This is a genomic window from Glutamicibacter sp. NPDC090743 (genome assembly GCF_044769125.1).
Taxonomy (GTDB): domain Bacteria; phylum Actinomycetota; class Actinomycetes; order Actinomycetales; family Micrococcaceae; genus Glutamicibacter.
Genome location: NZ_JBIVXE010000009.1, coordinates 13009 through 26218 on the forward strand (window position 1 = coordinate 13009; position 13210 = coordinate 26218).

Annotated in this window: 14 protein-coding genes; 7 read left to right on the forward strand and 7 right to left on the reverse strand. The window is 61.4% G+C overall.

Annotation, left to right across the window (positions count from 1 at the left end):
• Positions 1-2: 2 nt before the first annotated feature.
• Positions 3-197, forward strand: a complete 195-nt coding sequence (locus tag ACIQTS_RS16750) for a hypothetical protein (RefSeq protein WP_402473949.1) — start codon at positions 3-5, stop codon at positions 195-197.
• A 35-nt stretch (positions 198-232) separates the two neighbouring features.
• Here ACIQTS_RS16750 and ACIQTS_RS16755 read toward each other — a convergent pair whose 3' ends face one another.
• From ACIQTS_RS16755 to ACIQTS_RS16765, 3 genes are read right to left on the reverse strand one after another with little or no spacing between them, the layout of a single operon-like run.
• Positions 233-2191, reverse strand: a complete 1959-nt coding sequence (locus ACIQTS_RS16755) for a glycosyltransferase (protein ID WP_402473950.1) — start codon at positions 2189-2191, stop codon at positions 233-235.
• Complete coding sequence (locus tag ACIQTS_RS16760) at positions 2191-3891, reverse strand: hypothetical protein (RefSeq protein ID WP_402473951.1); 1701 nt, start codon at positions 3889-3891, stop codon at positions 2191-2193. The genes ACIQTS_RS16755 and ACIQTS_RS16760 overlap by 1 nt, the downstream gene beginning before the upstream one ends.
• A complete protein-coding gene (locus ACIQTS_RS16765; RefSeq protein WP_402473952.1) occupies positions 3881-5830 on the reverse strand; it encodes a cellulose biosynthesis cyclic di-GMP-binding regulatory protein BcsB in 1950 nt (649 codons plus the stop codon). Before ACIQTS_RS16765 ends, ACIQTS_RS16760 begins: the two co-directional genes overlap by 11 nt.
• A 383-nt stretch (positions 5831-6213) precedes the next feature.
• Here ACIQTS_RS16765 and ACIQTS_RS16770 point away from each other — a divergent pair, with 383 nt between their 5' ends.
• The 3 genes from ACIQTS_RS16770 (at position 6214) to ACIQTS_RS16780 (ending at position 7805) form a co-directional block, all read left to right on the forward strand.
• On the forward strand, positions 6214-6420 hold the full coding sequence (locus ACIQTS_RS16770) for a hypothetical protein (protein ID WP_402473953.1): 207 nt from the start codon (positions 6214-6216) through the stop codon (positions 6418-6420).
• 284 nt (positions 6421-6704) lie between these two features.
• A complete protein-coding gene (locus ACIQTS_RS16775) occupies positions 6705-7331 on the forward strand; it encodes a helicase associated domain-containing protein (protein ID WP_402473954.1) in 627 nt (208 codons plus the stop codon).
• Positions 7332-7526: 195 nt separating this feature from the next.
• Positions 7527-7805 carry a hypothetical protein gene (locus ACIQTS_RS16780; protein WP_402473955.1) on the forward strand — a complete coding sequence of 93 codons (279 nt, stop codon included), beginning with the start codon at positions 7527-7529 and terminating at the stop codon, positions 7803-7805.
• Between the two features lie 118 nt (positions 7806-7923).
• On the opposite strand, the gene ACIQTS_RS16785 is transcribed toward ACIQTS_RS16780, so the two are convergent.
• Genes ACIQTS_RS16785 through ACIQTS_RS16800 form a run of 4 tightly spaced genes read right to left on the reverse strand, consistent with a single transcriptional unit; the run spans position 7924 to position 11349 of the window.
• Entirely contained in the window at positions 7924-8487 is a 564-nt protein-coding gene (locus ACIQTS_RS16785; RefSeq protein WP_402473956.1) for a hypothetical protein, read from the reverse strand.
• Positions 8484-9611, reverse strand: coding sequence for a transglycosylase SLT domain-containing protein (locus ACIQTS_RS16790; RefSeq protein ID WP_402473957.1), 1128 nt, complete (start codon positions 9609-9611; stop codon positions 8484-8486). Before ACIQTS_RS16790 ends, ACIQTS_RS16785 begins: the two co-directional genes overlap by 4 nt.
• 12 nt (positions 9612-9623) lie before the next feature.
• The gene (locus ACIQTS_RS16795) at positions 9624-11102 is read right to left on the reverse strand and encodes a hypothetical protein (protein WP_402473958.1); all 1479 of its coding nucleotides are present in this window, start codon (positions 11100-11102) and stop codon (positions 9624-9626) included.
• A gap of 28 nt (positions 11103-11130) precedes the next feature.
• Entirely contained in the window at positions 11131-11349 is a 219-nt protein-coding gene (locus ACIQTS_RS16800) for a helix-turn-helix domain-containing protein (RefSeq protein WP_400343852.1), read from the reverse strand.
• 314 nt (positions 11350-11663) lie between these two features.
• Here ACIQTS_RS16800 and ACIQTS_RS16805 point away from each other — a divergent pair, with 314 nt between their 5' ends.
• Genes ACIQTS_RS16805 through ACIQTS_RS16815 form a run of 3 tightly spaced genes read left to right on the forward strand, consistent with a single transcriptional unit; the run spans position 11664 to position 13201 of the window.
• Positions 11664-12158: a DUF6668 family protein gene (locus tag ACIQTS_RS16805; protein WP_402473959.1), complete on the forward strand. Its 495-nt coding sequence runs from the start codon at positions 11664-11666 to the stop codon at positions 12156-12158.
• A gap of 12 nt (positions 12159-12170) precedes the next feature.
• Positions 12171-12452, forward strand: a complete 282-nt coding sequence (locus ACIQTS_RS16810) for a hypothetical protein (protein WP_402473960.1) — start codon at positions 12171-12173, stop codon at positions 12450-12452.
• Positions 12453-12490: 38 nt separating this feature from the next.
• Complete coding sequence (locus ACIQTS_RS16815; RefSeq protein WP_402473961.1) at positions 12491-13201, forward strand: hypothetical protein; 711 nt, start codon at positions 12491-12493, stop codon at positions 13199-13201.
• Positions 13202-13210 lie beyond the last annotated feature (9 nt).

Sequence of the window (13210 nt, forward strand, 5' to 3'; positions counted from 1 at the left end):
TCATGCGCACCTACATGATTGTCATCCCCAGCGTCATTGTCGCGTTTGCCGCCAATGTGGCGCTGGATATTCTTACCGATATCCCGATGCTTCTTCGATGGGTCGTGGCCATCGCCGCTGGCTTGGTCGTGACCCATGTGCTCAGCACCATCGCAAACCGCAGGCAACGGTCAATCAATAGCGATCAGGCGAAGTAACCGCGCCATCAATGCATGCCATGGCAGAGCAGGGCTCAAGGTTCTCCGGGTGTCGAGGAACGCTGGGCCTTCGCCTTTGGCGGGGCAAAGCCTTCCTCCTCGTCGAGCCCATGCGGGGTTTTCTCCCAGACATGCGGAGTGTGTGCCATTTGGTACGCAGCACGCCAGGCAGCGATGGAGTGCAAGACCCAATAGGCGGGGTTCAGCACCGCGAAAACGGCCACTCTGGCCCCGTAGCGGCGCCAGGACACCAGCCCCGAAACCAGAATCATCATGGCATTTCCAAAGAGCATGGTCGCCCAGCCCAGCCCCAGCAAACCTGTGGGAAGTTGCAGCCCTATGAACCGGACACCGACATAGGTGAAGATCGTGAACCCGAGAACCAGCGGATAGGACAAGAATGCCAGCGGAGTCCCGGCAATCAGGCCGATCATGCCCACTACTCCCCCGAGCCCGGTACGCTGAACGAATCGCAGGGGACGACGCATATTGACGGCAGCCGTGATCATGTAGCCCTTGATCCACCGGGTGCGCTGCTTGATCCATGCTGGGACCTTGGAGCAGGCTTCCTCCCAAGTCGTCGAGTCGATGATCCCCACCCTAAATCCCCGCACGCTGGCGCGCAGCCCCAGATCCGCGTCCTCGGTGACATTCCACGGATCCCAGCCGCCGAGCTCACGCAATTGCGCAGAGCGGAAATGATTCGACGTGCCGCCCAACGGCAGCGGGATGCCGGTGCCCTCCATGCCGGGCAGCATGGAGTCGAACCAGTGCGAGTATTCCACAGCAAACATCCTGGTGAGCACGTTGTGCTCGGCATTGAAGTAGTTCAAGGCCGCCTGGACGCACACCAGGGGTCGGGCAGTGGGATCCACGTCGCGCCGAATTCTTTCATCCTCGCGGAAAGCAGCAATGGCCAGTCGCAGCTGGTCCGGTTCGGGGCGGTCCTCGGCATCGTAGATCACGCAGAACTCGCCCCTGGACAGCGCCAACCCGTAATTGCAGGCGCGGGGTTTGGTCTGCGGCACGCCTCGGGGCACCACCAGGATCCGCACGTTCATTGGCGGGGCTGCGGCCTTGGCGGCCGCGATCGTTTCCGCGTCATCTTCCTCCAGCAGCAGCAGGACTTCGAGTTTGGAGCGGGGGTAGTCCAGCGCCCCGATATTATCCAGCAGCTTCGCGATGATATTGGCCTCGTGGAAGGCCGGGATTAAGATGGTGTAGACCGGCAATTCATCATCCGGGATGCGTCCACCGCTATCGACGGCGACCCCCAAATCCTTCCGCCACCGCTGTAGCATCCGCGCGCCCAGGCGTTCGCGGGCCCGTTGGATCGGGGCGTTGACGCTGGCCAGCGTCTTGAACAGGACGCTGGAGGCAAAACTGATATTCGCGATGAACAGCACGACGATCAGCGTAAGCCGCACATCAAGTAGCAATCCGGCGGCCAGCGCCGCGGCCAGCAGCGCCGGCAGCACTTTCTGCCAGGTCGTCAGCGCCACGCGCGCCGACGCTGAGGGCTCCTCGGCGGAGAGCTTATCGGAGGCGTCATAGAGCATTTCACGGCGGAACGCGGACTGCAGCGCCTGCTGCATGTCCCAGTCGGTGGCCGCCACAACCCGCACAGGTGTGCCCAGGAGTTCTTCGGCTTCGGCCACCATCAGCTCGGTCGGACGCTCGCAGGTGACGATGACCGTGCTCTCACCCTCGCGACGGTAGGGTATCCATGCGGAGGACAGTGCCCAGGTGTGGTCGAGTTGCACAAGCAGATCCAGTTGCGGCGGATCTGCCACCAGATCCACCAATTCGGTCTGCCATTGCGCGGCAAGCACCCGGTACATCGCGCGGCGGTCGACCGAGCCGTTGAGAAGCAGGTGGCGGCCCAGCTGGCCGCCTTCGCGGCGCTGGTCCGCCAAGGCGCGGTCGATCGCCGCTTGATCCACCAGACCATGCTCGATCAGCAGCTGCCCCAGGGGAATGGAGGAAGTATTCATCAGTCGTTCCTTTGCAACACGGCATGCGTGGGTGAGCTGTAGACGATGTGGTACTGCGCCCGGACTGACGGCAACCTGGTCAACGCCTGGTCCACAAGATCCACCGGGCCCGAGTTGATGGCGGATCCTTCTTCCTCGACATTGAGCAGTACCCAGCGTGCGTGCGCTGCCGGATTGGCCAGGGCCTGGTCGAACAAATCCCCCGAGGCCCTCAGGTAGATCTGCGAAATGTCGATCCCCAGCAGTGGAATGACCGAATTGCCGCGCGCGCTCTCATCGATAAGCACCGAGCCGCCATCGTAGTGCTCGGAGAGCCAGCGCGCGGCCGCGGTGGAGTAGCGGGTCGAGTCGCGGCTCATCTGCGCCTCGGCCAGCACGGGAGCACGAGCTATCGGCCCATTGGCCCACCAGTTGGCCTGCAGCACGGTCGCGACCAGCAGCATCCCGACCAGCACCCCCCTTGCAGGGCGCGCCGGGAAGCGCGCGAATACCTGGTCCACGGCCAGCGCGGCGGCCACCAAGTACAGCGGCATGGCGGTCATCGCAAAGCGGTTATTCCACCAGGTGCTCGGCAAGGAGTGGGCGTTGTTAATGGCGGTCTGGCCCATGTACATGCTTAGTACCGCGAAGACGTAGGCGCTGGCGGTAAGCCAGAATACCAATCCGGCCGTGGATAAGCGCCAGCGGTAGGCGGCCACGAGCAATCCAGCGCCCGCCATGACCAGCAGCAGAGTCCCCGCGGTTCCCAACACCGAGGCATGGAAGGTCACCAGGGTCAATCCGAGGTTTCCCTTGGTGGGCAGCAGACCGCTGCCACTAATGGAGGACTGCTGCGCGCTGGCCGAATACTGGCCGAACATGAACTCCAGCGGATCGCCGTAAATGCCCCAGTTGTAGGCCAGCCACCAGAGCACCGACAGTGCCGGGATCCAGGCGAATCCGGCGCCCATGATCATGACCTGGCGCACCGAGCGGGTGCGCCTGATGGTCACCAGGATCACGAAAATGGTTCCGGTCAGCGCCAGCATCCAGCCCTCGTAGCGAGAGAGTATGGCCGCGGCCGTCGGCAGGCCAGCGAAGATGGCCAGCTCCCCTGCGCTCATGCGCCGCGTGCCCAGCGCCCATCGGGTGAGACCGGAGAGCGCCGCGACGAGAAACAGCAGGAGCACAGGTTCAGTGAGTGCGGTGGTGTACAGATACAGCACGCTGGGGTTCGCCACGAGCATCAGAACCATGCTCAGCCGCCCGGCACGCCCGATACCGAGCCTGGCCACAATGCGGTAGAGCCCTGCTGCGGTGCCGGCCAGCGAGAAGCTGCCCAGCAGCGCGGCGGCCCACCCCGAATGGAACAGCGGATCGAACTGGACCAGCGGCACCAGCAGCAGGTGCGGCACCGGGAGCCATACAGTGCCCAGCTGGGCAAAGCCCGGAGCCATGGAATCAACGATGCGCCGGGCGATGGTCAGATGGCTTTGCGCATCCGAATAGGCCAGCGCCCACCCGGTGCTGACGGTATATACGCTGGCCCCAAGGGACACTGCCAGCGCGAATCCGGCAATCAGCAGCGTGCCGGGAACCTTGCGGTCTTCCGGCGGAGCATCCAGCAGCTGCCAGGCGCGCCGCCAGCCGCGCCGCCAGCCGCGCAATGCGGGCCGAACTGGCGCCACCGGTGCGGCAGCCGCGGCGGAACTAGAGCTCATCGCGGGCAGCAGATGGGGCGGCGGCCTTCGCCTCGGCTTCTGCCTGCGCCCGTGCCTTGCGGTTGGTGCGCCGGTATACCAGAGCGCCAGCGGCACCGAGTGCTACCAGCACGGCCAGGCCGCCGACGGCCCACCACCCAAAAACCCGGTAGTCATCGGTGCGCGATGACTGGGGCACGACGGAATTGCTCTCCAGCAGTACCGGTTCGGCATCCGGCTGGGCAATGAGCAGATTGCGCGAAAGCGCGGACCATCCGCCTTCGGAAGCGAGCACCTGGTGGGCCAGGTCGGCGTAGAGCGAGCCGCCACCGGCCCGCGACGACTCGGCCGCGCCGGTGGCATCACCCGGGCCCCAGCCCCCGGCGGCCAGGATGGTGCGCGAGTTGCTGGTAAATGCCTGCAGTGCCGCGTACGGCGCCTCGGTGCCGACCCCAGCGGAGAGCATCCCCGCATCGATGGTGCGCATTTCCTCCAGGCGCAGTGGCGCACCCAGCTCATTGATGGTGGCCGCCGAGGCCCCGACAACAATAGCGCTGAGCGGAGAGGACGCCACCTCCTCTTCCGGCAACAGCGTGACCTGCAGCGGAACACCACTGGCCTGCTGCAGGGAGGCCAAGAGCCCCGTGGCCAGCAGGTAGGCATCGGATGGTTCCGCGGACTGGCCAAGTGCCAAGCCGATCTGGCCCGAAGCGGCCTGGGGAAGCATCTCGAAGCCTTGGGTCGCGCTGGTTCCATAGGCCGGGGTGATCGAGCTGGCCGCGCCATCAAGATGCACCTGGACCGGCAGTGATCCGGCGGTGCGGCATTCGGCTCCGACGGCCGCGGCATCCAGCTGGATCCGCAGGCCATTGCGCCCCTTCACCAGGCTTTCGGGCACAGCTATATCGGTGTTGATGGAGGTGTCCTGCGCATCCAGCACATAGGAACCCACCAGGCTGTCGTTCCAATACACGTTCAATGCAGCCTCGGCACTGCTCGGAAGCGCGCTGTGCGTTCCCGCGAGGTGGATCAGCACGCTTTGCACGCTAGCGCCGAAGACGGCTTCGTCAACCCCGGCATACAGCGAGGACTGCCCGTAGCCTTCCAACCGGGGATTCTCAAGCCCCAGATCCTTCAGGCTCAATTCCTCGGGTGGCGCCCACCGCACCGGCTCATCCGGCGTGGCTTTGGCGGTGGCCTCTGTGCCGGTGGCAAGGCTGATGGCCTCCGTGCGCAGCACCGAGTCCAACCCCGCAAATTCCTGTGCATCCCCGGACACGGTCAGGGTCGTGCCCGCCCGGTCTAGCTTCAGCTTCAGCTTCCCGCCAGATGCGTCGAAGCGAACCGTCAGATCAGGGTTCTTGGCCTCCCAAGACACATCGGCGTCGCTGAATGCCGTGGCGATCGCCGGGACGGCGGTCATTGCGGCTGCTGCGGATTGGTCGGTGGCCTGGATGGCAACTCGTTTCGGGGACATGTCGAAGAATTCAGCGATCGACTGCGGGGCGGCCGCCTCGCCCTCGACCTTGATGCGCAGGCCGGATAAGCTGACCTCTTCGGGTTGCGCGGCCAGGCAACGCCCGGCAGAGTCCTCCGGGACCCATCTTGCGCCCACACTCAGGCGGCCGCCGTTTTCCGCGTCCGCCAGCAACGTGCGCGCCGGCTCATCCAGGTCGATAGCGAACTCTCCTGCCTGCTGCGCCGGGAAGGTCTTGAGAATCTTCTGGCCGGCGCGCAGCTGGATTTCTCCACTGCTGGCTGTGGTTTCGATCAGCCCCTGCACCGAACGCGGGCTTTGCCCTTCGGGAATAGCCACGGAACTCGAAGCCCACGCCCCGGTATCACTGGTGGACGCCGGGTTGGGAACGGTCAATGTTTCGTCGGCTGCAGCAGGTCCCAGCGGCTGCAAGACGAGGAGGGCGCTGGCTGCCAGGGCCAGCGCGTAATGGGAACGGGGCAAAGCTACTCCTGGGTTTTCTGCCCGGGCGTTTTGGCCCGGGCTGGCAGATGGGTCCTGGGCAGAGGGGCGGTATCCAAGCGCGCCGGCAATCGTTGCTTGTCGTCATTTTGCGGCGCGACAAAAGTGTTGAGGGTCGAGCATCGGTAGTTCGTAGCTTCCTTGTTCAAGGAAGCAGCAGGACCCTAGCTCCAGAACAGTGCTGTGGTCAGCGACTCGCGTTGGGTCTGCGGTCTCATCCTACCCTAGTCAGCAGCGCGTTCAGGCCCATCCAGCGCTGGCCATCGGACGGGTGCCGCCAGCTGTGGCGTATAGTCGCCGACGAACTCACGCGGCGACGCCCCTCTCGGGTTGCGCGCTTGGGCAACAACCCGAAGATTCGGCCTTTGAAGGACGTTATCGTCCAGATGGGCCGGCTCTACGAATCGGTTGAGGCAGCAGCAGAGCCCGACCGCACATCCTCCCTGCCTGCCTGGATGATCAGTGCATTAAAAGATCAGCTGCATATGTCTGATCTGGAAACCTCTAAGCTCAGCGAGCAGCAAGGCCAGGAGCAGCTCATGGCGTACTGGTCCCGCACATCCGAAAACTAAATCTCCAGTCACCACGGTGCTACCTACATCCGGCTGCGTCAATCCCCGGCAGTTGGTGTTGCTTCCCGATGTATAAGCCCAGTTATGGTGCCGTCTTTCGGTGACATTCTCGATCATCGCTAGCTTATTCCAGCCTTTATCACTGGCCTCGCGACTTGATGGGACCATCGCTCTTCAAAGGAGACTATTGCAGTGGGACAGGAATGCAGAATCCCCAACGAGAGAACATCACCACTTGCCAAGACCCCGCTCCCAGCGCTCGTTGCGTGCGGTATCTTAAGGCCATGACCAGCTGGAATATCTCAAGGCACCCCGAGTGGGATCAGCTGCTGCTCGCCGGCATCACCGTGCGGGAAATCGCCGAACTATGCCACCGCGGTCCTGCCACCATCCATTACCATCTGCGACGGCGCGAACATTATGAACAGGGTTTCCGCGCCAAGCACGAGGCGGCAGTGGCCTCACGCAATCACAACAGGCCCTCCAGCATATGGCGGCGTCAGGCTACCGAACTAGCAGCCTTCCACGCTGAGCACAAAAGGCTTCCGCGCAGCACAGGCGACCGCGCCGAACGTTCTTTGCACCACTGGCTGACGGTACAACGCAAAGAGTTCCAGTCCGGCCAGTTGCCTGCAGCTAAGATCATGCTTCTGCAAGATGTTCCCGACTGGCATATCGACCCTCGTCAACGCGAACTCGACGAACGGTGGAGCGACCGCTTCCAGGCTCTCGTCCAGTACGTTGCAGAGAACGGTCAATTCCCGCGCTACCGGACCTACACATCCGCAAAGGAACACTCCTTGGGTATCTGGCTGCATAATCAGCATCAACGCCGCACCGAAGGAAAACTTGCAGCCTGGCGGCGTGATGCCCTGGATCACGAGTTAGCCGGATGGCGAAGTTACTCTTGATCGCGCCACGGGCTGCTGGAAGTCGATCCCACGGCACTAGATCCAGTCAGTTTTGTATATGTTCCTCAGACAATGGTCGTGTTGGCTGCCTAGCGCCGGCAAGGCATCGGGCAAAGTTCGAGATGAACCCATCATTTAATCCAAATTATGGTTATACTTCTGCTGTTAGCACAGTCACATTTTGGAGGTATAGCCATGATCAGGAAATCCCTTATGCGGATCGCTATGTCAGCCTCGGCGTTGGCGCTTGCTGCTGGAGGTCTAGCCGTTGCAGCATTGCCGGCCCAGGCTGGATATTCCTATCTCTATCCCACTGACTACAAGACGTTCGATGCTTGCAATGCCAAGCGTCTGACGATGAACTCTTCGTGGACGCGAGCGAGCCAGTGCTTTATCTACTACGACACTGATCGCAACGGGAATCGCGTTGGTCCGAACGTCTGGAAGTTCTCAGTAACGGTCAAGAGCTACTAATAGGGCTCCCGAACCGATCGTCCTGCAGGGGCAAGGTTGTCATGGGAATGTTCGACCGCGTCGCCGCCGATATTCCTTTGAGATCTTTTAGCTGCGGGGCCCCGATTTCGGTGCGAGGCTAGCGGACAGAGGAAACGTAGTCGCGGATCTTGTACGGTTCGGTGTCGGTGAAGGTGAAGTAAAACGTCTGCTTCCCTTCACCGGCCCAGGATTCCCCGTCCTTGGTGACCCATTGCCAGGTGGCGGTGACCGCAACCGTGTCTTGCTCGTGGTGCTCGGTCATGAGTTTCACCGTGGGCTTGCTGGTCGCTTTCTTCTCTGCTGCGGTCAGCCATTCCACGCCGGTCGCTGGCCGCTCCGGGGCGATGACTTGTTTGGCCCGTTCGCTGGTCATGAGCTTTCGGGCGCGCATCTCGGCGGCGGTGCGGTTGAAGTCCTTGTTCGGGTCCCAGGTGGTCATGATCGTGGCCGCTTGCTTCGCCAGCTCGATTTTGGCTGGATCATCCACAGCATCCCCGTGCTCGTGGCTGGCACTAGATGACGGCGGGCTGGGGCTGGCCGTGGTGGGGGCAACGCCCGGGATGCTGCTTGGTTCGGTCTCGGTGCTGGCGGGGGTGCATCCGGCTAGGCCTGTTACGAGTCCTGCCGCCAGGGCCATGGCGAGGATTTTGGGGTGTTTCATTGGATGTTCACCTTTTGCTGTCGGAGGATCGGTGCCGGGTCATAGGTTGTGCCGTTGTTGATTGCTGGGCGGTCAAACACGCTGGTTTTCGGGTTGTTGATCTGGAAGTGAACGTGGATGCCGCTGGAATTGCCGGTAGCTCCTGGCTTGCCCAGCGGGGTTCCCTTCTTCACTACGTCGCCGGTTTTCACCAGCAGGGAGTTGTCTTGGGCTTCGTGGAATTCGAACACCAGGTAAGGCGGCTCGGTCATCTGCGCGAAAATATAGTTGCCGTAGGAGCCGTAAAGCTTGTCGATGTTCCCGATGCTGGCATAGGTGATCTTCATGTCCGTAGGAGCGTAGAAGTAGGGGTCTGATCCGGCCAGGTCGATGCCTTCGTGCTTCAAGAGGAACGGCATGCCAGCGCAGCTGGCCAGTGGGCAGGCGCGTGGCCCGAACGGCGAGGTCATGCGTGAATTGGGCATGGGGTGTGCCCATTCATCGGCTTGCAGCTCCCCGAAGTCGAAGCCACCGGGCGCTTCACAGGTGGAGGAATAGTCCATCTGGGCGTTGGCCATGATGATTTCCACGTAGTGGCGGGTTTCTTCGAAGGGCGGGATGCCCCCGTATTTTTGGACGTTGCCCGCTCCGGCGTTGTAGGCGGCCAGGGTGAATTGGATTTTTTCTTTCTCGTTGCTGGCCAGATCCGTGATTTGTCCGGCGAGATGTTTCATGTAGCGGCCTTGGGCATCGAGGCTAGCGAACGGATCGAACTGGTCTTTACCGTTGCCCCATTCCTCCCAAGTTTCTGGCATGAACTGGGCAATGCCTCGTGCTCCCACTGGGGAGACTGCCTTGGGGTTCCAGCCGGATTCCTGCTGGATTTGTGCGGCGATGATACCCACCGGCAGCCCAGCAGTATTGGCGGACTTCTCCACGGCTTCACGGTACTGTTCGGGTATCTTCACCATGGATTCTCCCTTCTCGCCATCGATGGGGGTTCCTTCAATGACACACGGGGCGTTCGGATCGGCTTGTTCACTATCTCCGGCGCCCAGGAAGAGGATGATCGGGGTGATGACCAGTAAAAGAAGGACACCGAGGATCGCCAGAACGATTTTGGCTCCTCCACCCTGTTCTTCCATGACCAGGCCTCCCTACTGGTGCGCGCTGTCGCTGGTCTTGTTGGATCGATAGACGGTGGTGTTCTCCAATTGGGTTGCCACCACATACACCGCGTCATCGGTGACCAGCGCCGGGGCTGGATCTTCGGCACGGTAGTTCGCCCACGTCTTCGGCTCAGCCTCAGAGCTGCCCAGATCCAGGGTGACTGGCCCGTTGTTGCTGTTCGCATAGATCAGGGTGCCGTGGATTGCCGCCAGATCAGCCGCAGGAAGGTCAATGAGTGCCGCCTGGTCGCCGTAGCTGATTCCTACGGTTCCGATAGCTGCGGTTTCCGCTTCGTTGTCCACCAGCAGGGGTTCGGTGGTGTTGGGGATCGCCCGTGGTGCGCCGGAGAAGAGCATTGAACCGGTGCTGGTGTTCAGCACTCCCATGATGCGTTCGGTGTCATCCCAGGCCAGTAGGGCATGGGTGTCATCGAGCGACCACACTCGTGCCGGGTATTTCGTGGCACCTTCTGGCGCGGTGAAGTTCTTCTCTCCCAGGATCGTTCCGGTGTTATCCAGGGTGTAGATGGTGGTGGCGCTGATTGTGGTGATGGTTCCATCGGCTGCCACGTCCAGCACGGTCGATCCGGGCGGGATCATCACATCATGCAGTGTGCCAGCCGTATCGGGGACCCGGATGTACCAGTCCCCCAGTTCGATGTAGGGAGTGTGTGTGTCGGTGCGCGCTGTTTGCCCTGGTTCCAGCCCGATGCTGGTCGGCGCCACGCTCGGGGTGTCGTAGGGCATGTCTACCGGCCATAAGCGCAGTTCGTTGCGTTCTGCAGCGGCATAGACCGGTTTGCCGGCCCAGGTGCCCTGGTGAATGCTGGCCAGGTCTTCCGGGGCTTTGTCCCCGCGCCACACTGGCTGGCCAGTGTCCGGGTTGCGCCCGGTGACGGTGCCTTCTGGATCGGCGGTGAGCAGCCGGTCGGGGCTGATCATGTTGACCGTAGCGCCAGCGAGGGTGGGATGGCTCCACGCGGCGGTCGCTTCGTGTTGCGGTGGCGGCGCGGCTGGCAGCGTAGCCCCGACCCCTTGCGGGGTGTAGACCGGCGCGGTGGCTGCGGGCTGGTTGGCGATGACCACGGCGGTGCCGATGCCGCCGAGGGCGAGCACCGCCAGGGTGCTCGCCCCGGCAATGAACAAGTGTTTTTTCGTGCGCTGCGCGCGTTCGATTTTCGCTTGTTCGGCTTCCTGTTGCGCGGAGAGATCGAGCACTTCCCCATCAGCGGAGATGATCATGTCCCAGGAGCTGTTCGTGGACGCGTCAAGTGCACGCACACGAACGGCCCCGAAGTGGTGGGTGGTGAGTTTGGCGATGACCGCGTTTTTCCCTGCCTCGATGAAATCTTCCTCATCGAGCACGGGGACCGGTGCCCCGTCCAAGGTCAGCATTTGGCGGTCTTCGCTGATTTGCAGCGTATAGACCGGAAAGGCCGGGACTTTCTGGGGATCGATCAGCGTCATCTATTTCGCCACCCGTAGCTTCCTTGGGTTAGTCGGAGGCCTCATCGCTTTTCAGCAAGAAGTCCCGCACGTCTTTCTTCCTGTACCGGCGTACCCTCGACCCGATAGACACCGACTTCAGGCCGTATTCCTTGTTCCATTTCAGAACGGTCTGCGCTTTCACCCGCATCACGTCTGCGATCTCCTCGGTCGTTGCCCACTCCGGCAAATCCGCGATGAGATCTTCAACGGCTTCTGGATCGTTCATGGTCACACTCCAAATGTGCTTCAGTACGAAAACCATGTCAACCCTGTTACGTTATGTTTCCCCATAAAACTATGTTTTACATGTTTTCACAATGTAACCGCTTTACAACATTGACACTGTTTTCTATGCGAGTTAGCGTAAATAGCGAATCACTACATACGGTTGATTACTTTACTGAGGTGAACCCGCATATGTCAGGGATCCCAAACCCTTTTGCGCCTACAAGACCAAATAAGACGCCTGATAGCGGTCATGACGTCCGAGATGACCTTCTCGGCCACGAGCTCATCGTCACCGGGCCCACTGCACCAGGATTGTCTCCCGCACTGGAAGCCCCATCTTCCCCGTGGCCGCAAACGGTCATCGGTCCCTTCGAAGGCCTAGCCGTCATGGGACTGCACGGCGGAGCAGGCGCCACCACCCTCAGCACCCTCCTCGGCGAATCTGCCCTGGATGTAGGCAGAGCATGGCCACTCTCGCAAAGCACCCGAACTCAAGCCCCCTGGCCGCTTCCGGTGATCGCAGTCGCTCGCACCGACCACACCGGCCTGTCCGCCGCGGACCGTTTCGTCCGCTCCTGGGCCAATGGTCAGCTGACCGGTTCCCAGCTTTCAGCCCTGGTGCTGATTGAAGCAGGGCCACACGCCAGTGACGCTCGTAAAAAGGCCACTAAGCGCCTGTTGCGCATGGTTCCCCGAGGCACCCATATCCCATGGATGGATCCCTGGCTCGATGCCCCGCCAGATCCTGCCCGGTTGCCCGGGCGCATCAAGCGAATCATCAAACTCCTGAACACTCCCACCAAATAGAGAGGCACACAAATGTTGTTGCGAACCCTGGCTTTCGGTATCGATCTGGCCGCCACCATTCCCAACCCAACCCCTGAACAGCCACCAGGCACCGAAGGGTTCACCACGATCCTGAACTGGATCGCCTGGGCCGTCATCCTGCTCGGTGTGGCCGGATTCCTCGCCTCAGCCGGGTTTCTGGCCTTCGCTTCCTTCACAGGACGTGAAATCAACGGCTTCAAGGGACTGGTCATCTCCCTGATCGTCTGCATTTTGGCCATTAGCGCCGGAACGATCATCAACGTCTTCGTCTAAGCACCGGTGAACCGTCTAAGAGAAAGAGAAGAATCCTCATGGCTGAAACTGATCCATTAGGCAAGAACTGGAAACTCTGGGGCGGTGTCCTCGCCTTCATCGCTGCGGTGGTGATTGTGGGGTTGATGTTCTTCCCACGCACCACCCCGCAGCCAGAAGCGAATCCTACCGACCCGGCACCCTCGGTGCCGGTGGAATCCGCTTCGGCCCCTTCCTCCCCGTCAGCGTCGGCTTCCAAGCCAGCGACCGGGGATTGCCCTGCGTTAAGCACTGATAATTCATTCCCGAATGAGGCACCGGCCAGTGAATGGAAACGACACCCAGCCGGAATGCTGTTGCCGGTGAATGCTGATCATGGCCCAGCCAAGATGGACGGCGATTTCTGGCGTTGCTTCAGCCACACACCGACCGGTGCGGTACTGGCAGGGTTCACCCTGGTTATTGATTTCTCGGCCGGTGGAGAGATTGATGCTGCCGTTGAATCGATGAATCGCCAACGCCTTTTCGAGGAACAAGGTTCTAGCACGAGCAATGAGAACTTCCCTCCTATGCTCGGATTCCGGGTTATGAATAGCAGTGATGACAGCGCCATTGTCGAATACCTCTCCAAGACCGGCGAGCAGTATGCGGCCATGAGCGTGAACCTTGCTTGGAGCGACAAAGACCATGACTGGCGTTTAGATCTAGCCTCCAGCCCTCCGACATGGGGCGAAGTCAGCGATCCTAGTTCATACACAGAGTTCAAGTAGGCGATTATT

Excerpts from the sequence above, each read along its gene's own strand:
- ACIQTS_RS16795 (WP_402473958.1), bottom strand. The coding sequence starts at position 11,102 with ATGACGCTGATCGATCCCCAGAAAGTCCCGGCCTTTCCGGTCTATACG.
- ACIQTS_RS16760 (WP_402473951.1), bottom strand. The coding sequence starts at position 3,891 with ATGAGCTCTAGTTCCGCCGCGGCTGCCGCACCGGTGGCGCCAGTTCGG.
- ACIQTS_RS16790 (WP_402473957.1), bottom strand. The coding sequence starts at position 9,611 with ATGGAAGAACAGGGTGGAGGAGCCAAAATCGTTCTGGCGATCCTCGGT.
- ACIQTS_RS16810 (WP_402473960.1), top strand. The coding sequence starts at position 12,171 with ATGTTGTTGCGAACCCTGGCTTTCGGTATCGATCTGGCCGCCACCATT.
- ACIQTS_RS16750 (WP_402473949.1), top strand. The coding sequence starts at position 3 with ATGCGCACCTACATGATTGTCATCCCCAGCGTCATTGTCGCGTTTGCC.
- ACIQTS_RS16755 (WP_402473950.1), bottom strand. The coding sequence starts at position 2,191 with ATGAATACTTCCTCCATTCCCCTGGGGCAGCTGCTGATCGAGCATGGT.
- ACIQTS_RS16775 (WP_402473954.1), top strand. The coding sequence starts at position 6,705 with ATGACCAGCTGGAATATCTCAAGGCACCCCGAGTGGGATCAGCTGCTG.
- ACIQTS_RS16785 (WP_402473956.1), bottom strand. The coding sequence starts at position 8,487 with ATGAAACACCCCAAAATCCTCGCCATGGCCCTGGCGGCAGGACTCGTA.
- ACIQTS_RS16780 (WP_402473955.1), top strand. The coding sequence starts at position 7,527 with ATGATCAGGAAATCCCTTATGCGGATCGCTATGTCAGCCTCGGCGTTG.
- ACIQTS_RS16815 (WP_402473961.1), top strand. The coding sequence starts at position 12,491 with ATGGCTGAAACTGATCCATTAGGCAAGAACTGGAAACTCTGGGGCGGT.
- ACIQTS_RS16800 (WP_400343852.1), bottom strand. The coding sequence starts at position 11,349 with ATGAACGATCCAGAAGCCGTTGAAGATCTCATCGCGGATTTGCCGGAG.